Annotated in this window: 28 protein-coding genes; 13 read left to right on the forward strand and 15 right to left on the reverse strand. The window is 68.1% G+C overall.

Features of this window, described 5'->3' with window-relative positions; genetic code table 11:
- Positions 1 to 12: 12 nt before the first annotated feature.
- The 3 genes from rpsB to EI73_RS04290 form a co-directional block, all read right to left on the reverse strand.
- A complete protein-coding gene (rpsB, locus tag EI73_RS04280; RefSeq protein WP_034384565.1) occupies positions 13 to 804 on the reverse strand; it encodes a 30S ribosomal protein S2 in 792 nt (263 codons plus the stop codon).
- 169 nt (positions 805 to 973) lie between these two features.
- The gene (gene aspS, locus EI73_RS04285; protein WP_034384566.1) at positions 974 to 2,293 is read right to left on the reverse strand and encodes an aspartate--tRNA(Asn) ligase; all 1,320 of its coding nucleotides are present in this window, start codon (positions 2,291 to 2,293) and stop codon (positions 974 to 976) included.
- Between the two features lie 161 nt (positions 2,294 to 2,454).
- Positions 2,455 to 2,934, reverse strand: a complete 480-nt coding sequence (locus EI73_RS04290) for a GreA/GreB family elongation factor (protein WP_034384568.1) — start codon at positions 2,932 to 2,934, stop codon at positions 2,455 to 2,457.
- Positions 2,935 to 3,076: 142 nt separating this feature from the next.
- Between EI73_RS04290 and EI73_RS04295 the strand changes: the two genes are divergently transcribed.
- The 4 genes from EI73_RS04295 to EI73_RS04310 all read left to right on the forward strand — a co-directional run bounded on the left by EI73_RS04295 (position 3,077) and on the right by EI73_RS04310 (position 6,188).
- Entirely contained in the window at positions 3,077 to 3,610 is a 534-nt protein-coding gene (locus EI73_RS04295) for a hypothetical protein (RefSeq protein WP_034384570.1), read from the forward strand.
- A 97-nt stretch (positions 3,611 to 3,707) separates the two neighbouring features.
- Positions 3,708 to 4,745, forward strand: coding sequence for an inositol monophosphatase family protein (locus EI73_RS04300; protein WP_034384572.1), 1,038 nt, complete (start codon positions 3,708 to 3,710; stop codon positions 4,743 to 4,745).
- Between the two features lie 5 nt (positions 4,746 to 4,750).
- On the forward strand, positions 4,751 to 5,317 hold the full coding sequence (locus EI73_RS04305; RefSeq protein ID WP_034384574.1) for a GNAT family N-acetyltransferase: 567 nt from the start codon (positions 4,751 to 4,753) through the stop codon (positions 5,315 to 5,317).
- Positions 5,298 to 6,188: a D-isomer specific 2-hydroxyacid dehydrogenase family protein gene (locus EI73_RS04310; RefSeq protein ID WP_034384576.1), complete on the forward strand. Its 891-nt coding sequence runs from the start codon at positions 5,298 to 5,300 to the stop codon at positions 6,186 to 6,188. The genes EI73_RS04305 and EI73_RS04310 overlap by 20 nt, the downstream gene beginning before the upstream one ends.
- Positions 6,189 to 6,190: 2 nt before the next feature.
- Here the strand turns inward: EI73_RS04310 and mnmA are convergent, their stop codons facing one another.
- Both mnmA and EI73_RS04320 read right to left on the reverse strand, forming a co-directional pair.
- Entirely contained in the window at positions 6,191 to 7,312 is a 1,122-nt protein-coding gene (mnmA, locus tag EI73_RS04315) for a tRNA 2-thiouridine(34) synthase MnmA (protein ID WP_034384578.1), read from the reverse strand.
- Positions 7,313 to 7,376: 64 nt separating this feature from the next.
- On the reverse strand, positions 7,377 to 8,126 hold the full coding sequence (locus EI73_RS04320; protein WP_034384579.1) for a hypothetical protein: 750 nt from the start codon (positions 8,124 to 8,126) through the stop codon (positions 7,377 to 7,379).
- 80 nt (positions 8,127 to 8,206) lie between these two features.
- On the opposite strand from EI73_RS04320, the gene lysA reads away from it, so the two are divergent.
- Entirely contained in the window at positions 8,207 to 9,364 is a 1,158-nt protein-coding gene (lysA, locus tag EI73_RS04325; RefSeq protein WP_034384582.1) for a diaminopimelate decarboxylase, read from the forward strand.
- Positions 9,365 to 9,374: 10 nt separating this feature from the next.
- Here lysA and EI73_RS04330 read toward each other — a convergent pair whose 3' ends face one another.
- The gene (locus EI73_RS04330) at positions 9,375 to 9,884 is read right to left on the reverse strand and encodes a phosphate-starvation-inducible PsiE family protein (RefSeq protein ID WP_051935409.1); all 510 of its coding nucleotides are present in this window, start codon (positions 9,882 to 9,884) and stop codon (positions 9,375 to 9,377) included.
- Between the two features lie 72 nt (positions 9,885 to 9,956).
- Here EI73_RS04330 and EI73_RS04335 point away from each other — a divergent pair, with 72 nt between their 5' ends.
- Positions 9,957 to 10,565 carry a TetR/AcrR family transcriptional regulator gene (locus tag EI73_RS04335; protein WP_034384584.1) on the forward strand — a complete coding sequence of 203 codons (609 nt, stop codon included), beginning with the start codon at positions 9,957 to 9,959 and terminating at the stop codon, positions 10,563 to 10,565.
- Between the two features lie 177 nt (positions 10,566 to 10,742).
- Complete coding sequence (locus tag EI73_RS04340) at positions 10,743 to 11,516, forward strand: TerC family protein (protein ID WP_034384586.1); 774 nt, start codon at positions 10,743 to 10,745, stop codon at positions 11,514 to 11,516.
- A 110-nt stretch (positions 11,517 to 11,626) separates the two neighbouring features.
- On the opposite strand, the gene nth is transcribed toward EI73_RS04340, so the two are convergent.
- Entirely contained in the window at positions 11,627 to 12,370 is a 744-nt protein-coding gene (gene nth, locus EI73_RS04345; RefSeq protein WP_051935410.1) for an endonuclease III, read from the reverse strand.
- Between the two features lies 1 nt (position 12,371).
- Positions 12,372 to 12,944 carry a hypothetical protein gene (locus EI73_RS04350; RefSeq protein ID WP_034384588.1) on the reverse strand — a complete coding sequence of 191 codons (573 nt, stop codon included), beginning with the start codon at positions 12,942 to 12,944 and terminating at the stop codon, positions 12,372 to 12,374.
- A gap of 86 nt (positions 12,945 to 13,030) precedes the next feature.
- Between EI73_RS04350 and EI73_RS04355 the strand changes: the two genes are divergently transcribed.
- Both EI73_RS04355 and hisG read left to right on the forward strand, forming a co-directional pair.
- Entirely contained in the window at positions 13,031 to 14,173 is a 1,143-nt protein-coding gene (locus EI73_RS04355; RefSeq protein WP_051935411.1) for an ATP phosphoribosyltransferase regulatory subunit, read from the forward strand.
- Positions 14,170 to 14,808, forward strand: a complete 639-nt coding sequence (hisG, locus tag EI73_RS04360; protein WP_034384590.1) for an ATP phosphoribosyltransferase — start codon at positions 14,170 to 14,172, stop codon at positions 14,806 to 14,808. The genes EI73_RS04355 and hisG overlap by 4 nt, the downstream gene beginning before the upstream one ends.
- A gap of 21 nt (positions 14,809 to 14,829) precedes the next feature.
- On the opposite strand, the gene EI73_RS04365 is transcribed toward hisG, so the two are convergent.
- From EI73_RS04365 to EI73_RS04385, 5 genes are all read right to left on the reverse strand, one after another.
- Positions 14,830 to 16,056 carry a MalY/PatB family protein gene (locus tag EI73_RS04365; RefSeq protein WP_034384592.1) on the reverse strand — a complete coding sequence of 409 codons (1,227 nt, stop codon included), beginning with the start codon at positions 16,054 to 16,056 and terminating at the stop codon, positions 14,830 to 14,832.
- A gap of 27 nt (positions 16,057 to 16,083) precedes the next feature.
- Positions 16,084 to 16,767 carry a Crp/Fnr family transcriptional regulator gene (locus tag EI73_RS04370; protein ID WP_034384594.1) on the reverse strand — a complete coding sequence of 228 codons (684 nt, stop codon included), beginning with the start codon at positions 16,765 to 16,767 and terminating at the stop codon, positions 16,084 to 16,086.
- Between the two features lie 186 nt (positions 16,768 to 16,953).
- Positions 16,954 to 17,364: a group III truncated hemoglobin gene (locus EI73_RS04375; protein ID WP_034384596.1), complete on the reverse strand. Its 411-nt coding sequence runs from the start codon at positions 17,362 to 17,364 to the stop codon at positions 16,954 to 16,956.
- A complete protein-coding gene (locus EI73_RS04380; RefSeq protein WP_034384598.1) occupies positions 17,361 to 17,762 on the reverse strand; it encodes a hypothetical protein in 402 nt (133 codons plus the stop codon). The genes EI73_RS04375 and EI73_RS04380 overlap by 4 nt, the downstream gene beginning before the upstream one ends.
- On the reverse strand, positions 17,759 to 17,995 hold the full coding sequence (locus EI73_RS04385) for a ferredoxin (RefSeq protein WP_034384600.1): 237 nt from the start codon (positions 17,993 to 17,995) through the stop codon (positions 17,759 to 17,761). The genes EI73_RS04380 and EI73_RS04385 overlap by 4 nt, the downstream gene beginning before the upstream one ends.
- 85 nt (positions 17,996 to 18,080) lie before the next feature.
- On the opposite strand from EI73_RS04385, the gene EI73_RS04390 reads away from it, so the two are divergent.
- From EI73_RS04390 to EI73_RS04400, 3 genes are read left to right on the forward strand one after another with little or no spacing between them, the layout of a single operon-like run.
- The gene (locus EI73_RS04390) at positions 18,081 to 18,782 is read left to right on the forward strand and encodes a 5'-methylthioadenosine/adenosylhomocysteine nucleosidase (protein WP_034384602.1); all 702 of its coding nucleotides are present in this window, start codon (positions 18,081 to 18,083) and stop codon (positions 18,780 to 18,782) included.
- Positions 18,779 to 19,207: a CidA/LrgA family protein gene (locus EI73_RS04395; protein ID WP_034384604.1), complete on the forward strand. Its 429-nt coding sequence runs from the start codon at positions 18,779 to 18,781 to the stop codon at positions 19,205 to 19,207. The genes EI73_RS04390 and EI73_RS04395 overlap by 4 nt, the downstream gene beginning before the upstream one ends.
- A gap of 12 nt (positions 19,208 to 19,219) precedes the next feature.
- On the forward strand, positions 19,220 to 19,876 hold the full coding sequence (locus EI73_RS04400; RefSeq protein WP_034384606.1) for an LrgB family protein: 657 nt from the start codon (positions 19,220 to 19,222) through the stop codon (positions 19,874 to 19,876).
- A 43-nt stretch (positions 19,877 to 19,919) separates the two neighbouring features.
- On the opposite strand, the gene EI73_RS04405 is transcribed toward EI73_RS04400, so the two are convergent.
- Positions 19,920 to 20,390 carry an Lrp/AsnC family transcriptional regulator gene (locus tag EI73_RS04405; protein WP_034384608.1) on the reverse strand — a complete coding sequence of 157 codons (471 nt, stop codon included), beginning with the start codon at positions 20,388 to 20,390 and terminating at the stop codon, positions 19,920 to 19,922.
- A 160-nt stretch (positions 20,391 to 20,550) separates the two neighbouring features.
- Between EI73_RS04405 and ald the strand changes: the two genes are divergently transcribed.
- On the forward strand, positions 20,551 to 21,657 hold the full coding sequence (gene ald, locus EI73_RS04410) for an alanine dehydrogenase (protein WP_034384610.1): 1,107 nt from the start codon (positions 20,551 to 20,553) through the stop codon (positions 21,655 to 21,657).
- 55 nt (positions 21,658 to 21,712) lie between these two features.
- Here ald and EI73_RS04415 read toward each other — a convergent pair whose 3' ends face one another.
- Positions 21,713 to 22,606, reverse strand: coding sequence for an alpha/beta fold hydrolase (locus EI73_RS04415; protein WP_231557282.1), 894 nt, complete (start codon positions 22,604 to 22,606; stop codon positions 21,713 to 21,715).
- Positions 22,607 to 22,630: the final 24 nt, after the last annotated feature.

Below are 22,630 nucleotides of genomic sequence, written 5' to 3' on the forward strand. Positions count from 1 at the left end.
CGAGCTGGGAGCTTAGCTGCGGCCCTGGCTGCTGGTGAGCTGGGCGACGTCCTCCTCACCCTGCTCGGCCGCGTCGATCTCGGCGCCCCCCTCCTCGGCGCGGTCGCTGCTCACGTCCTCGCCGCCGCCGCGCGCCTCGACAATCAGGTCACCGATGCGGTGCGTGATGAGCTGAATGGAGCGGATGGCGTCGTCGTTGCCAGGCACGATGTAGTCGATCACGTCCGGGTCGGAGTCCGTATCGGCCAGGGCGATCACCGGGATGCCCAACTTGTTGGCCTCCTGCACCGCGATGACCTCCTTGGTGGGGTCCACCACAAAGATCGCGTCCGGAAGACGGGTCATCTTGCGGATGCCGCCCACAAAGCGCAGCAGCCGCTCACGCTCGGCGCCCAGCGCGATGCGCTCGGCCTTGGGCCGGTCATTGATGCGGCCCGACTCAAACATGTCGTCAAGCTCGTTGAGGCGGTCGATGCGGGTGCGGATGGTGCGGAAGTTGGTCAGCATCCCGCCCAGCCAGCGGCTGGTCACATAGGGCATCCCGGTGCGGCGGGCTTCCAGCTCCACGATCTCCTGCGCCTGCTTCTTGGTGCCCACGAAGAGAATGACGCCGCCGCGCTCAGCCAGGTCCTTGATGTAGTCAAAGGAGCGGTCGATCTGCTTGAGGGTCTTTTGCAGGTCGATGATGAAGATGCCGTTGCGCTCAGCAAAGATGAAGCGCTTGAACTTGGGGTTCCAGCGCTTGGTCTCGTGCCCGAAGTGCACGCCCGCTTCGAGCAGTTGCTTCATGGAGATGTACGACATGTCAGGCTCCTGAGCGTTGTTCGGGAAAAGTTTGCCGTCCACGTGCCAGCCGCTCGTCGGTTGACGCTTCTTTCGGCCAGACCCGCGCGCGACGCTCGAGCGCACGCGGGCAGGGCTCACGGGGGCACCCAAAAGCGGAGTATAGCAGAAAGCCGGGGCGCCCAGCTGCTTACGGCGTCAAGCGGTGCCGGTCGCGCGGAAAGGCACGTGCGTAGCGCACGTTGGCGATGCCCAGCAGCTTGGCCGTCAGGCGCTCGGCCCCGATGGCAAAGCCGCCGTGTGGAGGCATTCCGTACTTAAAGACTTCGGTGTAGCCGGCAAGCGACTCGGGGTTCAGGCGGTACTGGGCGATGGAATCCATCAGCATGGAGTACTCGTGGATGCGCTGGCCGCCCGAGGTGATCTCGATGCCGCGAAAGAGGAGGTCGAAGCCGCGCGTGAGGTCGGGGTTCAGGCTGCCGTCCGGGTTGACCTCGGGGTGGGTGTAGAAGGGCCGAGCGGCGCGCGGGTACTTGGTGACAAAGACGAACTCGCTCCCCTCCGTCTCGGCGTAGTGCTGACTGAGGAGGCGCTCCGCTTCGGGGTCGAGGTCCTTGCCGCCCACCGTGTGGCCGTACTTCTCGCTGACGAGCCGCCGGGCTTCCAGCAGCGTGATGCGGGGAATACGGTCCGGAACCTCGGGCAGGGTCGCCCCCAAGAGGGTGAGTTCGGGCCGCACCCGCTCTTTTAGCCGGGCCATGATCGCAGCGAGCAGGCGGTTTTCCAGGTCCATGACGTCCTCTTCGGACTCGATGAACCCCATTTCCACGTCCAGGGACAGGTACTCGTTGAGGTGGCGGCTGGTGGCGTGCTCCTCGGCACGGTAGACCGGCGCCACCTCAAAGACGCGCTCAAAGGCACCCACCAGAATCTGCTTGTAGAGCTGCGGGCTCTGGGCGAGGTAGGCGGGCTGGCCGAAGTAGTCGAGCGGAAAGAGGTTGGCGCCGCCCTCCGCGCCCGCCGAGACGATCTTGGGCGTGCTGATTTCGGTAAAGCCCTCCGCACGCAGGTGGTCGCGAAAGGCCGCCACGAGTTCGGCCTGTACCCGGAGCACCGCCCGTTCCTTGAGGCCGCGCACCGTCACCACCCGGTAGTCGAGCAGCGTTTCCGGGTTCACGTTCCATTCCATCTTGGGAAGCTCGACGGGCGGCGGCTCGGTGGCGGGCGTGAGCACGCGCAGGCGCTCAACCTGCACCTCATAGCCGCCGGGGGCCTTGGGGTGAGCTTTGACCTTGCCGATAACCTCGATGCTGCTCTCGGGCAGGGGGAGGTCCAGGCCCGCGCCCACCGCCTGCGCGATCCCACTGCGGTCACGCAGCACCAAAAACTGCACGCCCCCCAGGTCGCGGCGGGCGTGCAGAAAGCCGAGGAGTTTCACGGTCTGCCCTTCGGCCTCGGGCAGCTCACGGGTCAGGGTACGTTTCAGGTGCGGGAGGGGTTGAGTGGTCACAGTAGGCTCCTTTGACGAGAAAACCCCCGACTCCTGGGGGTCGGGGGCGCAGCAGGCAGCGAGACGTCCCCTAGCTGGGATCGTCATTCACGTTGTTCACGTGGGCTGCTTTCATAAAGGCCAGTGTACCGGGACCACAGGAACGCGGTCAACGTGGGGAACTAGGCAGGAGCAATCCCCTTCACGGTGTAGCGGGCGCGGCCCGCACCGACCTCCACCTCGAACGTGTCCCCCACGCGCCGACCAAGGAGAGCTTGCCCCACCGGGCTGTCCTCGCTGACCTGCGTGGCCCCCTCCGCCAGCGCGTCTACCTCCACGGCGCTGACCAGTTGGACCCGCAGTTCCCGGTGATGCTGCTCGTCCTGCAACACCACAACGGACCCCAGCCTCACTTCATCCTGGTTCTGCGGCGTGTCCACGATCACGGCGCGGGCAAGCACGTCTTCCAGCTCCACAATGCGGGCTTCCATGCTGGGAAGGTCGATCTGCGCCGCTTCCAGGCTGCGATCTTCCAAATCACGCGCGTCGTCGAGGGTGGCCGCCATACTCGCCACCGCGTCCTCCAGGCGTTGCCGTTCCTTTTGCAGCGTCTCCTGAAGCCGCTGGTAGCCCTCTGCCGTCACCTGAATTTCATCTGCCATCGGTGTTCCTCCTGCTGGGGTCATGATGAGGAGCGGCCTGGGCAGATGCATAAGGGAGACACCAACGAAGCTTTCATCGGTGTTGCGCCGCGACCCCGTCTAATCCGGGCACAGAGAGGGGCGTGCCCCCGAGAGGAGTCCCATGACGAAGATGCCCAACGACGACGCCAAAGACCGCGCCGATACGCCGGATACACCCCAGACGGTCGACTACTCGCGGCCGCGCGACGACCATCCGGAGCAGCAAGACACCCAGTCTAGCGCCCACGAGATCTATGCAGCGGAACTCGACGCGGATGACCTCCCGGTGTCCGGCGACGTCAGCGGAGGGGCAGACCGGGTCGGCAGTGACGCTCTGGCGGGCACAGGCCTCGCCTACGATGACGGCATCGACCCGTCCCTGCGGGTAGAGATGCTGGATAACGCGATGGCCTACGGCGACGACTTTGTTCCCAACAACGTCAACGATGAGCCCAGCTTTGATGACGGCGTGCCCGGCAGTTTCTCGGACTTCAGCGTGATCACCCCCGACACCCCCGGCGGCGCCGCCCGGCTGGCCGACCCCAGCCACGACGCGGGCGGCGAGGTCAAGGGTCCCCGCATCGGCGGCTCGGGCGGCATCGACGGCGGCCCTCCCCGCACCACGCCGCTGCCGGGCACCGAAGAGCAGGATTGAGGCGCCGCCCGCTCAGCGGGTTTTTTGGCCCCGCGGCGCTTGCGCCTCTGGAAGAACATGGCATAGGGCGCAGCAGGACGCGAGTATCCTCGGAAGCATGACGCTGGAGCCCGAACGGAATGTGGCCACCCGCCTCGCCCTGGAGGCGGGTGAGTTGCTGCGCTTGCATCTGACGCGCGGCCTGACCGTCGAACACAAGACGTCCGCGGACGATCCCGTAACCGCCGCCGACCGCGAGGCGTCTGACCTGATTCTGGCGGGGCTCAGGGCAGCTTTTCCGGGGGATGGCCTGCTCAGCGAGGAGGCGGCCGACGACGCTGGGCGGCTCGACGTGGAGCGGGTGTGGATCGTCGACCCCATTGACGGCACCAAAGAGTACGCGAGCGGTAGCCCTGACTACGCCGTCTCCATCGGCCTGGCGGTGGGGGGGGAGCCAGTCCTCGGAGTGGTCTATGCGCCCGCGACGGACGAGCTGTTCGTGGGCGTGGTCGGCGAGGGAGTCACAAAGAACGGCGCGCCGGCGGGCTTCAGCGACCGCGCGGAATACGTGGTCAGCGTGTCGGACACTGAGTTCCAGCGAGAACTGCACCGCCACGACCTTCCCGGCATGGTGCCCAGTGGAAGCGTCGCCCTCAAGCTCGCGCGCATTGCGGCGGGCGAGGCGGACGTGACCTTCACGATGAGCCCGCGCAGCGAGTGGGACATCGCGGCGGGACACGCGCTTGTGCGGGCCGCAGGGGGCGACCTGCGGCGGCGCGATGGGCGCAGGATCCGCTACAACCTGGCCCGGCCCCACATCGAGCAGGGAATCATTGGGGGACGTCCCGGGGCGCTGGAATGGCTGGAGGGTGAGCTGAGCGCTCGGACCCTTCCTACGGCGCACCTCGGCCTGACACGTGACGATCAGGCTTGGGCCGTCCTTTCCGCCGAAGATCAGGCCGCTCTCGCTGGCCACCCCGGCATCTTTGTGCGCCACGCCGGAGGGCAGGTGCTGGCCCTCCTCGTCGTGGATGAGGACGGCACGGTGCAGCGGGCTTCGGGAGATGCCTTTCACCTCGAACGGCTCACGCGGGACGTGACGCGGGCGCTGGGGCCCCTGCGCCGCCAGGCTCTAGAAGCTGGGGGGCTAGACTGACGCGCATGGCGGCAGAAGGCACAGGCGTTTCGTGGGGCCGCGTCACCCTCAAGCCCGTCCCGGAATTCACGCCCGCCGAGTGGCACACCCTCTACCGCTTCTTCCGCGACCGCGAGCTCGCCGACTGGAATGACGCCAAGCCCATCCGGCTCCCCGAATGGCTCTTTCGCCGCGTGATGCTGGAGGAGGAAGGCACGGGCGAGCGCGCGGGCTTCGGCGTGCTGGACGAGCGCGGCCACCTGATTGGAAGCGCCGAGCTGTACGACCTGCGGCCCCCTCCCCCGCTCACGCCCACCGTCGGCACCCTGGGCGTGATGATCGGCGTGCGCGCCCTGTGGGGGCAGGGCTATGGGCGCGAGGCCGTGATGGCGCTGCTGGCGTGGGCATTTCAGCAACGGGACACTCCGCTTTCCCGCGTGCGCCTCACCACCTTCGGGCACAACCGCCGTGCCCAGCGGGCCTTTTTGGCGTGTGGCTTCCGCGAGGTGGGCCGCACCGAGCGGCCAGGCCGCACCGACATTCATATGGAGATCACGAGAGGAGAGTGGGAAAGTGCGCGTGCTGGTGCCTGACCTGAAAGAATTCCGCACCCTGCGGGTGGAAGGGGTGGAGTTCGCGTTCTACAGCGAGAGCCAGTTACCGGAGGGCGAAGCCGAGGGTGCAGTGCTGTGGCTCGCCCCAGCCCCGCTGCGTGACCGGTTGCTGACCTGGCCCGGCGTGAAGTGGGTGCTCACCCTGACAGCGGGGATCGACCATGTGGCCGGGCGGCTGCCGCAGGGCGTCACCCTCTACAACGCGCACCGTCTCCATGACCGCGCGGTGGCCGTCCATACCCTCGCCGGAATGCTCGCTGCCGAACGGGGCCTCCACCGCTTCCGCGACGCCCAGCAGCAGGGCCGTTGGCAGCGCACCCTCAACCTAGGCACGCTGGACGGCGCGGACGTGGTGATCTGGGGATACGGGCACATCGGAAAGATTCTGGAAGACCTCCTGCGGCCCTTTCACGCGAGGGTGACGGGCCTTCGGTCCCGTACTCCCGCAGCCGAACGGGACGCGGCGCTTGCAGAAGCGGACTGGGTGGTGCTGCTGCTGCCCAGCACCCCCGAGACGCAGGGCATCGTCAACGCCGACGTCCTCGCCCGACTCAAGCCCGGCGCGTGGCTGTCCAACCAGGGGCGGGGCAGCCTGATAGACACCGGGGCCCTGCTCGCCGCGCTCGACTCCGGACACCTAGGAGGAGCCGTGCTCGACGTCACAGACCCGGAGCCGCTTCCTGAGGATCATCCCCTCTGGCAGCAACCCAACGTGCTCATCACGCCTCATATCGCCAGTTCCACCCGGGACCTCATCGCCCGGGGCGCCGAATACACCCGGGCCTTTGTGGAGGCGATGGCGGCGGGAAGGGAACCCGCAGGGCGAGTAGAACCCGGGCAGAAGTATTAGACTCAAGGGGAGACAACAGCAGGCCGCGCGTCTTTGGCCATGGGCAACGTCCGCGCGTGATCCGCGATCAGCCCCCCACCCAGCAGCCGCGTTCCGGCGTACAGCACCGCGCTCTGCCCCGGCGCAACGGCGAACTGCGGTTCCTCGAACTCCAGCTCAAAGCCGTGCTCGTCGGCGCGCACGAGGGTGGCTTTGACCGGCTTTGTGCGGTAGCGCACCTGCACCTCCACCTCCTGCGGCAGCTCGGCAAGGTCGAGGAGGTAATTGGCCCCTTCCGCCTTCAAGCCGGTCCACAGGCAGTCCTCGTAGTCACCCACCCAGACGGTGTTCGTCTCGGGGTCGAGGTGGACGACGTGGCGGACGCGGTGCGACCGGTACAGGCCCAGGCCCTTTTTCTGGCCCAGGGTGTAGAACTGGGTGCCCAGGTGCTCACCGACGATCTCGCCCGTGCGAACCTCGCGGATGAAGCCCTGACTCTGTGGGAGGTGTTCGGCCACGAAGTCCTGCACCTTGCCGGGCACGAAGCAGATGTTCTGGCTTTCCGGCTTGCGAGCGGTCAGGAGGCCCTTTTCTGCGGCAATCTCGCGGACGCGGGGCTTTTCCAGCTCGCCCACCGGAAAGAGGATGAAGGGCAGCGCCTCACGCGGCGTCCCCCACAGAAAATAGGTCTGGTCCTTGCGGGGATCGTCGCCCCGGTGGAACTCGACGGTACCGTCCTCGCGTTCCACCCGCTTCACGTAATGCCCGGTCGCCACGTAACGGCAGCCCAGCATCTTCGCCTTTTTCACCAGTTCGTCAAACTTCACCCTCGTGTTGCAGTTCACGCAGGGGTTGGGCGTGCGGCCCCGGGCGTACTCGGCGAGGAAGGGGCCGACGATGTGTCGCTGGAACTGTTCGCGGTAGTCAAGCAGATAAAAGGGCACGCCCACCTGTTCTGCCACCCGGCGGGCCTCGTAGGCGGCGTCGGGCGAGCAGCAGGTGTCAAAGGTATCGGCGCGCTTGTCATCAGGCCAGAAACGCATCATCGCGCCGATCACCTGATACCCCGCGTCTTTGAGCAGCGCCGCCGTCACGCTGGAATCCACCCCGCCCGACATCGCACACAGAACCCGTTCGCCCGTCATACCGCCGGGGAGCTTAGCAGGTGGCGCGCAGGGAGACCGTGAGGGTGAGGCCGTTCGCGCCGCGCTACAGCTCGGTGCCCTGGGCAAGCGCCAGCCCAAACCCGGCTCGGTGGCATAGCCCCAAGGCCGAAAACCCCACTGTCCGCGCCGCGTCGTCACCGTACAGGGCCGCAAAGCAGGTGGGCCAGTGGTCAGAGTCCAGCAGGGGCATCAAAACGGCGCGGGTATAGGCGAGCTCCTCCGGATCGAGGAACGGCTTCTCTCCAGCAAACCGCGCCGCCCCGCCCTCCTGTACGAGCATCTGCCGCAGGGTGACGGGAAGGCCGTGCCGGGCCTGCCAGGCCGCTCGCCAAACGGCCGCGCGCACCTCACCGCGCACGGTCTCCAGGGCGGGAGGGGCGTCCGTCCAGAGCTGCACGGTCACCCAGCGGTCAAACCCGGCGGCGGGGGAACCCTGGGGCAAGCGGTCATACTTCCCCTGAAAGCGCCATTCGGCGTCCGTCAGCCAGCGCTGCGTCCACCCGTTGCGCGGCTCGTCCAGCACGACGAGGAGCAGGCGAAAGCTGTGCGGCCACTCCGCCCCTTCGGCCTCTATCCGCTGGCACTCGCGCTCGGCCTCGCCCTCCGCGTCCAGCGCCAGGAGCGCGTCAAGGAAGGCGGGCTGCCGCTGTCCCATCGGGCTAAAGGCCCCCAGCGGAAGGAATTCCGGCCCGGCGGTCATCAGGTCGGTGTAGGCCTGAAAGCGCGGCATCACACCGGCCACGTCGTACAGGGCGCGCAGCTCGCGCAGGACGGGACGCAGCAGGAGGCGCATGGGCCCAGTGTGGCGCAAAGCCGCCCAAAAGACATCCGCCGGATGACCTGACCGGCGCGGGTCTGCCCTACACTTCCCCCGTGACCCTTCCGCGTGCCCAACTTCTGACCGCCGCCGACCGCTTCGGAACCCCTCTGTACGTCTACGACGCCGCCGAACTCGACGCGGCCCTGGCGCGGGTGCGCTCGGCCTTTGGCAAGGGGCGGGTGTACTACGCGATGAAGGCAAACCCTAACCTCACGCTGCTGCGCCGACTGCGGGCGGCGGGCGTGGGCTTTGAGTGTGTGAGCGCGGGCGAGATCGCGCGGGCCGAGCACGTGGGCGCGAGCGGGGACGCGCTGCTTGTCAACGGCCCGGCCAAGTCGGCGGAGGAATACGCAGCGGGAGCGCGCCTGGGCGCGACCTTCATCGTGGACCGCGCGGAGGAGGCGGCGCTCCTCCCACCCCGCTCCAAGGCGCTGGTGCGCGTGAATCCGGCCCTGGCCGTGAGCACGCACGACCACCTCGCCACCGGGGCGGCGAGCAGCAAGTTCGGCGTGACGCCGGAACAGGCGCCCGGCGTGCTGCGGGCCCTGCGCGCGGCCGGGCACGACGCGCGGGGCCTGCATGTGCACATCGGCAGCGCGATTCGGGATGCCTCCGACTTCAGCGCAGCCTTCGCGCGCCTGGCGGAGCTGCGCCCACAGACGGGCGAGCTCGAGGTGCTCGACGTGGGCGGTGGCTGGGGGGTGGACGCCGACCTGCTCGGGATCGCGCAGGCTGCGTGGGGGGCGGCGACGGTCTTCGGGGCGCAGCTCTGGGTGGAACCGGGGCGGTACCTGGTGGCCCGCGCCGGAACCCTTCTGACCCGCGTGGTGGGCACCAAGCGCACCGGGCGCAACTTTCTGCTGACCGACGCGGGGATGACCGAACTGCTGCGGCCCATGCTGTACGGGGCGCAGCACCCCATCACGGCCCTCTGGGACGACCCGCAGCCAGCCGCGGCGCGAGAGCGGTGGGACGTGGCCGGACCCGCCTGCGAGAGCGGCGACCTGCTCGCGCGGGATGTGAGCCTCCCCTCCCCCCGCCCCGGCGACCTGCTCGCCGTCGGTGAGGCTGGGGCCTACGGCGCGAGCATGAGCAGCAGCTACCTCACCCGCTCCCGACCCGCCGAGGCGCTGTGGGACGGAACGGGCTGGACGCTCATCCGCCGCCGCGAGACCCCGCAGGAGGTATGGGCGGCAGAAGTGCCGAGCTGAGTGCTCCCACTCAGTCCGTCTCGTTCTCGCGGGCCGTGGCGAGCGGATCACGCGCATACGAGAAGCGCAGCACCAGGGTGCGGGTCAAGCCGAGGGCGAGCAGCACCGCCCCATAGGCCAGCAGCAGCGCCGGTTCGTGCAGGTCGCCGCTGTACAGGCCGATGATCAGCTCGCGCAGCACAAAAATCAGCGCGACGTCCACCAGCACGTGAATGCGAACCCGGCGGTGGTCAAAGTACTCGACGAACGAGCGGAAAAGTTCGATGACCACCAGCAGCGCGAGAACGTCGGACACGATGACGTTAAAGGCGTTGGGCACCGTGCTCTGCGAGAGCGTAAAGGTAAGATTAAGAAAGACCCGTCCCACGCCGATAAACAGGGCGATCAGGATGATGACGATCAGCAGGTTAAAGATCAGCTGAACGGCGAGGCGAAACAGGGCGGTGAGGTCCGCCTGAAAGGGCCGGAGCCGGGCCAGGCCGCGGCGTTCTGCGGTGTGCTCCTGCGAGCGGCGGGTCATGACGAGAGTGTACGCAGCTCTTCCCCCACAGCGGAGACGGGACTTCTGCCCCGTTCGGGCTATCATGCGGGTGTGACTGTTCCGCCCTCCCTACCGGCCTCGCCCACTCCCGATACCACTCGCGCCCGCATCCTGACCGAGGCCGCGCGGCTTTTTGTGGCGAGCGGCTATCACGGGGTCAGCATGCGTGAGGTGGCCGCGGCGGTGGGCGTGACCAAGCCTGCGCTCTACCACCACTACGCCGACAAAGAAGCCCTCTTCCTGGCGATGCTGGAGGGCACCCTGGCCGGGCTCGCTCGTCTGGTGGCCCATGCCGGGGCCCAAACAGGCGTACGCGCACAGCTTGAAACACTGGTGGGCGACCTGCTGGCCAGCGCTCCCGAGCAGCGATTAGGCCTGCAACTGGCCGGTGAGCTGCGGCACGTCTCCCCCGAGCGCCGCCGAGCCTTTGAGGAGGAGTACCGCCGGGTATGGATGGGCGGCCTGACCCGACTGATCGAGGAGGCCGCGCGGCGCGGCGAACTCCGAGCCGATCTGCCCCCCGCCGTACTCACGCGGGCCCTGCTCGCCCTGCTGTACCCGCTGGTGACGGGCGCGCCCACCCGCGACCCGCAGGAAACGGCGCAGGCCCTGCTCAGCGTGTACCTGGACGGCGCCACACCGCGCTCACCCGAAGATTAACGCCCTTCATCTTTTACTTAAGATTCGTGCACAACTTCTCCCGGAGCATACACCGTAACGCGCCCGCCGGGTGCGCTGCGGGGAATCCTCCGTGTTTGCCGTCGACTGTGCCGCCTCGTGTTGCGGTGGGACGCCGGGTCTCGCGTCCCACTCCGTTTCCTTGACCTGGAGTGCTGCGTGATAGAAACCCTTTTCGGTTGGGTCAGTCAGCCTGAAGCGTGGCTGGCCTTTGGAACGTTGTTGCTGCTGGAGGTGGTGCTGGGCATCGACAACGTGATTTTTATCAGTATCCTGGCGGGCAAGCTGCCCCCCGAGCAGCGGCAGCGCGCCCGAACGCTGGGCCTGCTGGCTGCCATGCTGATGCGGCTCGCGCTGCTGTTTTCGATCACCTGGATCTACCGCCTCCAAGATGACCTGTTTGTCCTGTTTGGCCGGGGCTTCTCAGGGCGGGACCTGATCCTGATCGGAGGCGGTCTCTTTCTGCTGTACAAGGCCGTCAAGGAGATGCATGAGCAGCTGGAGGGACCCAGCGTGCATCACGGCAGCGACGTGGTGAGACAGGGCGCGGTGAACTTCGCGGGCATCATCGGCCAGATTATGCTGCTGGACATCGTCTTTAGTCTTGACTCGGTCATCACGGCGGTCGGGATGGCCGAAGACATCGGCGTGATGGTGAGCGCCGTGGTCCTGACGGTCGCCATCATGCTGGTGGCGGCCCGTCCCATCGGAGAGTTCGTGCAGGCGCACCCCACGGTCAAGATGTTGGCGCTGGCCTTTTTGCTGCTGATCGGCGTGAACCTGGTCGCGGACGGCTTCGGCTTCAAGATCCCCAAGGGCTACACCTACTTCGCCATGGGCTTTGCCATCATGGTGGAACTGCTCAATCTGCGCGTTCGCCGCGGCCAGCCGGTGAACCTGCACGAGTCACAACGCCATCCGGACAAGGCCTGATCCGGATTCCGGTTGAACAGGCCAGAATCCGGATGAGCTGCGCGGGCCACACCGGACAACAAGGGGGCAGACCCGAACAGGTCTGACCCCTTTCCCCTGCCAAGGCGCCTTCAGGGGAGGCGACCGAGGGAAGAAGCGTTCAGAAACAGGGCCGACGTGGGACAAAGGTCTTGCAGGACGCAAGCCCCACAATGGGGACGGCGGGTCAGGCACGTTTGCCGCCCGTGCCGGATAGCCGAGACGTGGAAGGTGTACCGCGTTGCCCAGTCGCGCGGCAGCACCTCGTCAAACCAGCGTTCTGCCTTCAACACATTCCAACGCGCGGGAATGAGGTCGAGCCGTTCAGCGACCCGGTGAATGTTGTTCTCGACCGGGATGGCGGGGCGAGCCAACGCAAAAAGGAGCAGCAGCGAGGCGGTTTTCATGCCTACACCGGGCAGCGCTTCCAGCAGGGCGCGGGCCGCGGCATCATCCATCTGCCGCAGGTCGCGCAGACTGAGGTGGCCGCGCGTCTCTTCCAGGCGGAAGAGCATATTCCAGATGTAGTCGGCCTTGGTCCGCGTCAGGCCACCGCCTGCCGCACGAAGCACGGCCTCAACCCCGTCTGGGCCGTCGGCGAGGGCTGCCTCCCACACCGGGTAGGCGGCTTGCAGGGCCGCGAACTGCCGCCGGGCGTGGGCCGCCGTATTTTGCTGCGCCAGGATGATTTGAATAAGGTCGTCGAGCGGCTCGGGGCTCACACGCGGTGCGGGCCGTGCGGGCAGATAGGTCTGTGCCAGGCGCCGGATGATCTCCGGGAGCTGTGCGGGGGGAGGAACCTCCTGGGCGGGCGTGGGCCGGAGCACTCGGCGCACTTCACCGCTCGGCCCGAAGGCGGGTGACGTTTCCAGCCCCGTCCGTCACCTGAAGGTCAGCATAGACACCGGTGGTCTCGGCATAGAAGTCCACCTGGGTGCCGGGCGTGATGTTGAGGCGGTTGCCGTCCACGACCACCTGGGCAACGCGCTGGTTGTCGGTGGCGACGCCCGTCACGCGAATCAGGTTGCCGTCCCGTTCAAAGCGCGTGACCCTCACGGTGGGCGGCGTACTGTCTACCGCGATGGGCAGCACCAAGGTGCTTTTGTTGCCCGCGAAGTCCACTGCTCCAATGGTGTACTGCCTCCGTGTTCCCGTCGCCTGGGCCTCAAAGGAGAAATGGGCGATTTTGCGGCTCCCCGGCTGAAGGGCTATGCTCTTTCCATCCACCGTGATCCGCTTGACCCCCTGATCGTCGAGCACGTACCCCTTGACCGTAAAGGTCCGTGCTCGCTCCACGCCGCTTCCATCCGGGCTGGTGATCACGATGCGCGGCTTAAAGGTGTCGGTCGTACGGGCACAGCCGCCCAGCAAGGGCACCAGCAGCAGGAGGGCGAGGGGCAGGCGGCGCATGGGGGGAAGTATAGCGGTCAGCCACACGCGGGCACGCCCGTGCCCCTTTCCTCCTGCCGGTGTCTGGACGCTCCCGGAGTGCTTTAATGCCCCCCGTGAGTCTGCCTGCCCGCCCCCCTGCTGTGACCCGGGCCGTGCCCGAGGGCACCCGTGACGTGCTGCCGCCCGAATGGGCCTGGCGCGAGCATCTGCGCACCCGGTTGGTGGCCGAGTTCGCCGCCTGGGGCTACCGGGGCGTCGAGGTGCCCGCGCTGGAGTTCGCCTCCGAGGGGCACCCGCAAAACGCGCGCGCCTTTAAGCTGATCGACGCGGGCGGACAGGTGCTCGCCCTGCGCAGCGAGTTCACCACGGCCATCGGCCGTCTGGTGCGCGCCCGCTTTCCCCAGGGACCATTTCCGCTGCGCCTGCAGTACGGGGGTCGCCTGTGGCTTCGGACCCTGACCAGCGAGCTGGGTCGGCTGCGCGAATTCGGTCAGGTGGGTGTGGAGCTGATCGGGGTCGCGACCCCCCAGGCCGATGCCGAGCTGCTGCAACTGGGCACGCGGGCCCTCCAAACCGTGGGCGTGCAGGCGGTGATGGAGGTGGGCTACCCCGGCTTCGTGGACGCTGTGCTCGAGGACGCTGGCTTGTCGCCAGAGGCGCGCAATGCCCTGCATGACGCCATCGACCGCAAGAGCGGTGCAGACGTGGACCTGCTCGCCGCCGCGCACGGCCTGAGCCGCGACGTCACGCGCGTCCTGCACACCCTCACCGACCTGTACGGGGGACCGGAGGTGCTTGGGCAGGCCCGCGAATTGGCACGCGGTGAGCGGGCCCGCACGGCGGTCGCACACCTGGAGGCCGTTTCAGCCCTGTGCAGCGGAGAACTGCTGTTTGATCTGGGCGCCAGCCGCCGCTACGGCTACTACACCGGGATCACCTTTCGTGCCTATGCCGAAGGCCTCAACCAGCCGCTGCTGGGCGGCGGACGCTATGACCTGGGGGGTCTGCCGGGCGCGGGCTTTGCCATCGGGCTTGAACGGCTGACCGAGGTCGCCGCGCCGAACCTGCCGCCCGAACCAGAGGTCGTGCTTGCCCTCGACCGAGCCGGGGCAGAGGCCGCTCGTGCCGCCGGCTTGGTGGCCGAACTCGCCTGGACCGAAGACCAGGCCGAGCTGCTCGCCTACTCCCGGCAACGGGGCATCCGCCGCTGGGCCTACGGCAACACCCTGCAGGAGGTGACCGCATGACCCCGGCCCCACCCCGCGGCCCTGACCACCTCACCCTCGCGCTGCCCAAGGGCCGCATCCTGGAAGACGCTGTGGCGCTGCTTGCGCGCGCGGGTCTGCCCCTCACGCTCCCGCAGAAGTCCCGCGCCCTGCGGCATGAGTTTCCCGGGGTGACGGTGCTGGAGCTGCGCAACCAAGACGTGCCCGTCTATGTGGACCTGGGCGTCGCCGACGCAGGGATCGTGGGCAAGGACGTGCTGATCGAGTCGGGGCGCACCGTGTACGAGCCGGTCGACCTGCGCTTTGCCGCCTGCCACCTCGCGCTGATCCGGGAGGTGGGTGCCACCGGGCCCATCGGGCGCGTGGCCACCAAGTACCCCCGCTCGACCCGCGCCTACCTCGCGGGGCGCGGCATCCCCGCCGAGATCGTGAAGCTGTCGGGCAACATCGAGCTGGCCGCCCTGACGGGCCTCGCCGACGCCGTGGTCGACCTTGTCCAGACCGGGAGCACCCTGCGCGCCAACAACCTGGAAGAGATCGACGTGCTGTACCACTCTTCGGCCCGCCTGATCGTGAACCGCGCGGCCCTCAAACTGCGCCGAGCTCGGCTGCGGCCCCTGATCGAGCGGCTGCGAGAACTGGCGGGGAGCAGTTAGAGGCTGGGGAGCCGCGTGCCGTCAGCGGCGCCGTTCCAAAGCGCGCGCCATGCGTTCCAGCGCCTCGATCAGGAGGGCGCGGCTGGTGGCGAAATTCAGGCGGATAAAGCCCTGGTAGTGGGCTTTGAGTTCGGCGGGGGCAAAGGTAGGACCGTCATGCACGGCAACGCGCGCCTCTTGCAGCAGGAACGGCTGGATCTCCCCCGCACGGGGGTGGGCGCGCAGGTCCAGCCAGGCGAGGTACGTCGCCTCGGGCGGGGCAAAGCGAACCCAGGGCAGGTGCGCTTCGAGGAAGGCGGCAAGCACGTCGCGGTTGCCGCGCAGATAGGCGAGGGTGTCCCGTAGCCACGGCCCCCCCGCCCTCAGCGCGGCCTGCCAGGCGGTCACACCGAGCGCCGAGGGGTGCCCCATCAAGCCCCCAGCCGCTGCCCTGACCCGTTGGACCAGCTCCGGGTCATGGCCCGCCAGCACACCGATTCCCAGGCCCGCCGTGTTGTACGCCTTGGCAGGACCCGTGAGCGTCAGGGTGCGGCCGCGCACGCGCGGATCAGCGCCGAAGGACTCAAAGGGCGCGTCTGTGAGGCGCAGGTCCGCGTGGAGCTCGTCAGACACCACGTACAGGTCTCGCTCCAGCACAAAGTCACGCAGCCGAGCGAGTTCAGCGGCGTTCCACACGCGCCCCGTGGGGTTGTGGGGGTGGCACAGCAGCAGCAGCCGGGTACTCCGAGCGGCGGTCTCCAGCGCGTCCCAGTCGATCTCCCAGCCCGGCTGCCCTTTCCCGTTCTGGCCTTCACGCAGCGGCGCAGCGGCCACCCGGCGGCCCTGCTCGGTGATGCTGAGATGAAAAGGGTGGTAGATGGGCGTCATGGTAAGCACCGGGTCACCCGGTTCGCTCAGGGCGTGCACGGCGGCATAGAGCCCCGGTACGACCCCCGGCAGAAGGCGGAGGCCGTCTTCCGGCAAGTCGGTGAGGCCCTGGGCGGCGAAGCGCTCCCGCAGCGCATCCCGCAGCGCCGCGCCCCCCTGGGTGTGGTATCCCAGGCCACGGGTGAGGCGTTCTTGCAACGCCGCAAGGATGGGCGGCGCAATCGGAAAATCCATGTCCGCGATCCACAGGGGAATGACCCCCTCCTCGTACAGGGTCCATTTCAGGCTGTCCGGGTGGCGCAGCGCGGCGGGGTCAAGCGCCCCGTAGGGGTCCGTGCCGGAAGCCAGGGGCGTCAGTTCAGGCAGCTCCGCGTGGGTCATGGGGGGAGGATACGCCGGGAGGAGAAGCTACCCCTCGCGGTTCCTCCCAGCCAGCCGGGCCAGCTCGGCCGGATCGCTCAGACGCACGGTGCGGCGCTCGAGGTGAATGAGGTTCAGGCGGTAGAACTCGCCCAGCTTGCGGCTGATGAGTTCTGGAACGGTGCCCAGCAGCGCCGCAAGCTCGCTGTTGGTGGGAAGGGCATAGGGGCCCGTCGCCGCGTGCTCAAGCAGGTAGGCAGCCAGCCGCTCGCCAAGCTCACTAAAGACCAGCCCCTCCATCCGGGCGAGGAGTTCGGCTTGGCGGCGGGCGAAGTACGCGATCACGGCCCCCGCGAGGGCGGGCGTCCCGAAGACCCGCTCACGAACGGCTGCTGCGGGCAGGCACAGAACTTCTGTGGGCGTTTGCAGCGCGACGGCGCTTGCTGGCGCCATCGCCTGGCTCTGGAAGGCCGCAAGGCCCGCGACGAGTTGCCGGGGACCCTCCACATGCAGCGTGAGTTCGCGGGTGCCGCCCCGCGCCAGGCGGTAGACGCGCACGCTGCCAGAACTCACCACAAACAGGGTCTCGAGGGGGTCACCCATGCGAAAGAGGTGTTCGCCGCGGCGCAGAACGCGGAAAACGCCCAGGGCAGCGAGGGGACGCAGGTCGGCCGAACTGGCCCCCTGAAACACCGGGGCGTGGCTGAGGAGGAGTTGGGCACGGCTCGTCACGTCCCCTGATGCTGCCACGGTCCAGCTGCCCAAGGAGACGTCCCCGCCTTCAGCGCTCCTAGAGGAGCGTGACCAGCCCCCGTGTTCCGGAGGGGGTGGGTGGCCTCCAGGGCGACCAGCAGAGGGCCTCCCTGTGTGCTGACCTCCCCCGCGTGGCGGCAAGCACCTGCGGCAGCCGAGCACGGTTCATGGGGTTTCCTGCTCGCCCAACCGCGCGTGACGCTCCAGGCTGACGCGCATCCGCCGCGCGAGGGTCAGGAGTGCCTCCGCCTCCGACGAGTCGAGGTGTTCGCGCAGCGTCTCCTCCCAAAGGGCCAACCAGCGGTCGAAGTGGGCGGGACCCAGCCCCAACTTCGCGTGAGCGGGGCCGGGCTGACCCCGGTAGGCGCTGGGGCCGCCGGTGACCGCACGCCAAAAGCCTTCTAGGCGGGCGATGTGCAGCGGCCAGCCGCCGTGCGGAAACGGCCCGATCCTGCGGGTAAACACCGGGCCCAACAGTTCGTCACGGGTCGCCTTGGCATAAAAGGCCCACAGCACGCGCCGTAGCGGCTCGTCGCCGAGGCGAGCAAAAAGCGCGTCCGCGTGGGTCAGCGTCATGGGTGCACCGCCACGGAGAGGGCACACAGCAGGGCTGTGGCCGCCAACGTGAGGTTGGTGATCCAGACGGGCGGCCGCCCCTGCGCCTGCCCCCGGCGAACATGCAGGGCCACCAGCCCGCCGATCAGGAGCAGCAGCGCGAGCTCGGCGAGCAGCGCCGCGCTGAAGCCCCGGGCCGCGCCCAGGGCGAGCACCGTAATGAGCAGCAGGCCCGTCTGGAGACCGTTGATCCGCGCGTAATACCGCCCGACCGTGCGGCGATGCGCCGTGCGGGTGGCTGCGTCCGGAAACAGCTCCATAAAGGCCGGGCTGACCACCAAGGTGGTGAACAGGTACATGCCGACCCAGATCCCCACGAGAAGCACGTTCAGGGCGGAGAGGACCGTGAGCAGGGTCATAGGCCGAAAAAGGCGCGGTTCTTGACGATGAATTCTTCCTCGCCCGCGGGCACGTCCTCCTCGGGAAAAATCGCGCTCACCGGGCAGGCGGGCACGCAGGCGCCGCAGTCGATGCACTCGTCGGGGTGAATCACGAACTGGTCGCCGCCGTCGTAGATACACTCGACCGGACAGACTTCGGTACAGGCCTGATCCTTGACACCGATGCAGGGGCTGGTGATGACATGAGGCATAGCTCCACCTTGCGCCGCCGCGCCACCAAGGGCCATGACCTGGGTCAAGGTGGAGTTCAGCCCTTCTCGCCGTAGACTGCCCCTCATGCTGGCGATGATGGGCGCGATGGACGAAGAGATCGAGTTGCTGTTGGCGGACCTGCAGGAACGCGAAGAGCTCGCGCGGCCCGGCGGCGTGCTCTACCGGGGTGTGCTGGACGGCGTGCCCGTGCTGCTGACCAAGGGCGGGATCGGCAAGGTGAACGCTGCGATGACAGCGACATCCCTGCTGACTGCGGGGGCTACGCGCGTCATCTTTACCGGCGTGGCGGGCGGCGTTCACCCCGAGCTGCGGGTCGGGGACATCGTGGTGAGCACCGACCTGGTACAGCACGACGTGGACGTCACTGCCCTGGACTACCCGCTCGGCACCCTTCCCGGCGAGGCCCCGAGTTGGACCGCCGACGAGCATCTGCGGGCCGTGGCCCTGGCGGCCGCGCACGAGGTGGAAGGTGTGCGCGTCCGGGAAGGCCGGGTGGCGAGCGGGGACCAGTTCATCGCCTCACGGGAGGGCGTGCAGCGGCTCTGGACGCAGTTTGGGGCCGCCTGCGCGGAGATGGAGGGGGCAGCGGTCGCGCAGGTGTGTGCCAAGGCGGGCGTGCCCTTTGTGGTGATCCGCTCGGTCAGTGACACCGCCGACCACGACGCGCAGGTAGACTACCGGACCTTTATGCCGCTGGTGGCCCGGCACGCCAAGCAGGTCGTGCGCGGCATGCTGGCTCGCCTCAAGGTTCCAGCGGGGGCATGAGCGGCCCCCCTCCCGCCCCCGCTGGAAGCCTCCCCGGTCCGGTGCGCCTCGTGCTGGGGATGGGCGTGCTGGTGGCGTTTGCCGCGCTGGGCACCGGCCTGGCCACCCTGCTGCACCTCCCGCTGCCGGGCTCGGTGCTTGGCATGGGGCTGCTGTGGGCCGCGCTGTCCCTTGGCGCCGTGCGGCTCCACTGGATCGAGGAGGCTGCAGACGGCCTCCTCGCGGTCCTGGGCCTGCTGTTTGTGCCCGCCACTGTCGGCGTGATCGAGTATCTCTCGGCGGGCGCCGCTTGGGCGCTATGGCTGCTCGTGATGCTCGCCGGGCTGCTGCTGGGCGCGGGGGCAGCGGGGCTGCTGGCGGCGCGGCTGGTGCAGACCCCTCGTGAGGGGTCACAGGTCACCAGCAAAGACACCACCCAAAGCTGATAGCGTTCCCCCATGCTCTGGGTCGCCCTTACCCTCCTGAGTTTCGCGCTGGGCGTGGTGGCACAGGCGCGGGTGCGGCATCCGCTGGTGAACCCGACGCTGATCGCCACCGTCCTTGTGGCCGCGGCACTGCTGCTGACGCGCACCCCGTATAAGGGCTACCTGAACGAGGTCCGGCCCGTGTCCTTTTTGCTGGGTCCGGCGGTGGTGGCGCTCGCCGTGCCGCTGTACCGGCTGCGGGCCCTGCTCGCGCGCGAGTGGCGGGCGCTGGGGCTAGGGGGCGTGGCCGGTACCCTGGTCGGCGTGGCGGTAGACAGCCTGCTACCCCACCTGCTGGGGCTGGACGTAGAGGCGCGGCGCGCCCTCATCACCGCTCCGGCCACCAGCCCGGTCGCGCTGCAACTCGCCGACTTCACCCAGGCCCCTCCGGCGCTCGCCGCCACACTGGCCGTGCTGTCGGGGCTGCTGGGGGCGCTGGTGCTGCCGCCGGCGCTCACCCGGCTGGGGGTTCGTCACCCGCTGGCGCGCGGCATCGCCCTGGGCAGCGTGTCCCACGGCATCGGCACCGCCCGCGCCCGCGAGGAGAGCGAGACGACGGGCGCCGCCAGCAGCATCGGCATGGGCCTGGCCGCACTCGTGGTGACGCTGGTGGTGGCGGCCCTAGGATAGGCCGTCCGCTCGGGGCGAAACGAGCAGCCTCACGCACCCGGCCTCACTCCAGCGCCAGACTCGTCGTGTACTTCTCCTGCTTCACGATGATGGTGCTCGCGGTGTTCCGCACCCCGGGAATCGCGGCCAGCACGTCTACCAAGAAGCGCTGGTAGGCATCGAGGTCAGGCACGCAGACCTTGAGGAGGTAGTCGGTGTCCCCCAGACACAGGTAGCATTCCAACACCTCGGGACGGTTCCGCATGTGTTCAGCAAAGGTCTCGAAGCCCTGCTTGGTCTGCTTGTCGAGCGTCACGCGCACAAGCACCATCAGGTCCCGACCCACGCGCTTGGGGTCAAGCAGCGCGACGTAGCGGCGAATCACCCCCTCTTCCTCCAGCCGCCGGACGCGGCGCAGCGTGGGTGCCGGCGTCAGCCCAATCTCGTCCGCGAGCTCGGTGTTGGGAATGCGGGCGTCCTCCTGGAGAATCGTGAGGATGCGGCGGTCGGTGGCGTCTAGTTCGGCCTGTGACATGGATGCCCGCAGAATAGCAGGATGGGCGCAACGTTATTGCGCGGCTGCCTTCCAGCAACTCCGTTTGGGCAATCGCGCCGAGTCCAACTCCTGCTAGCATTGCGTCATACCAGTGAGGTCTAGGCAGCAGGCTCGTGCTGGCTGCCGCTAGGGGTACTGCATGAAGATTGGACTTCCCAAGGAAATCAAGGTCAAGGAAAACCGGGTGGCCCTCACGCCCGGTGGCGTCGCCACGCTGGTGCGCCGGGGCCACACCGTCACCGTTGAGCGCGGCGCAGGCTTGGGCAGCGGCATCGCAGACAGCGAGTATGAGGCGGCCGGGGCTGTTCTGGGCTCTGCCGCCGACGCCTGGGCTGCGGAGATGGTCGTCAAGGTCAAGGAGCCCGTCGCTTCGGAGTACTCGTACCTGCGGCCTGATCTGCTGCTCTTTACCTACCTGCACCTCGCTGCCGACCGCCCCCTTACGGACGCGCTCCTGGCCGCAGGCACGACGGGCGTCGCCTACGAGACCGTGCAGCTCGAAGACGGTAGCCTGCCGCTGCTGACCCCCATGTCCGAGGTGGCGGGACGCCTCAGCGTGCAGGCCGGGGCCTTTCACCTTCAGAAGCCGGTGGGCGGGCGGGGCGTGCTGCTCGGCGGCGTGCCGGGCGTGCAGCCGGGACACGTGCTGATCATCGGCGGCGGCGTGGTGGGGACGAACGCCGCGAAGATGGCGATGGGGCTGGGGGCCAAGGTGACGGTGCTCGACGTGTCACACCGCCGCCTCACCTACCTCGATGACGTGTTCTTTGGCCGCCTCACCACCATGATGAGCAGTGAGGCGAACATCCGGGCGCTGCTGCCCGAAACGGATCTCCTGATCGGCGCGGTGCTGATTCCCGGAGCCAAGGCTCCGCACCTCGTCACGCGCGACATGCTCGCGCTGATGCAGGAAGGCAGCGTCATCGTGGACGTGGCTGTCGACCAGGGTGGCTGCGTGGAAACCATTCACCCCACCACCCACGATGACCCCATCTACGTGATGGACGGCGTCATTCACTACGGCGTCGCCAACATGCCGGGCGCGGTGCCGCGCACGAGCACCTTTGCCCTCACGAACGCCACCTTCCCCTACGTGCTCCTGCTCGCCGATCAGGGCATCGGGGCGCTGTTCCGCAACCCGGCTCTGATGCGGGGTCTGAACACCTACCGGGGCAAGCTGACGTATCAGGGGGTGGCGGACGCCTTCGGGATGCCCTCCGTGGAGGCTGAAACGGCCCTGGCATAAGCGAAAAAGCCAGAAGCGGCGGGCGGAGGCAGGCCCGCCGCTCTTCTTTGGGGCTTCAGCGCAGGTTCTTGGCCCAGGTGATAATTGCCCGGTTGGCCGCGGCGGCCTTTTCAAAAATCGCTGCGTGGGCGGCTCCAGGAATGATCACCAGGGTGCTGCCGGGAATATTCTGCTGCATCTTCAGGCTGAACTCGGTCGGATAGACGGTGTCTTCCAGGCCCTCGAGAATGAGGGTCGGGACCGTGATGGTCTTAAGCGTTGGCAGGGCGTCTGGGCGGGTCGCGAGGACCTGAGCCCCCGCCACATTCGCGGCAACGGACGCCTGCTTGATGATGTTCGTCAGGAAGGCGGCGTCAGCGGGACGGTTCAGGCGTGTCTCGCCGGTCAGCATGTCCTTGAGGAGTTCGGGGGCCAGAGACTGTGGACCAAAGGTGACGGCCTTTTGCGCCATCCCCTTCCAGAGGCTCTGCTCCACCAGACTGGCGGGGTTGGCGACCGTGCCCATCAGGATCAGGCCTATGAAACGCTGCGGGGCTTGACGGTACATCTCAAAGGCGATGGGGCCACCCATGCTCATTCCACCGACGATGGCCCTGGGCACGCCCAGCTGGTCCAGGACGGCCAGGGCGTCCTTCGCGTAGGTTTGCAGGCTGCCCGGGTCACCGGCAGGCGCGGTGCTCTGGCCGTAGCCGCGGTGGTCAATGGTGATCACGCGGTACCCGGCCGCCGCGAGGGCCGCGCGGTTGCGGGCAAACAGCTCACCGCTGAGGGGGTAGCCGTGCAGCAGCAGCATTGGGGTGCCCTGTCCCACACTCACGTAGTGGATGCGCGCGCCATTCACGTCCAAGAAGCCTTCCTGCTGTCGGGCGGTGTCGGTGCCTCCCGCGAGGGCCGTGCCGAGAAGGGCCGCCGTCAGGCCAGCGAGAAGAAAGGCGGAACGCCCATTCAAGACCGTTGTGGACATCATCAAACC

The sequence above is a fragment of the Deinococcus sp. YIM 77859 genome, from assembly GCF_000745175.1.
GTDB lineage: Bacteria > Deinococcota > Deinococci > Deinococcales > Deinococcaceae > Deinococcus.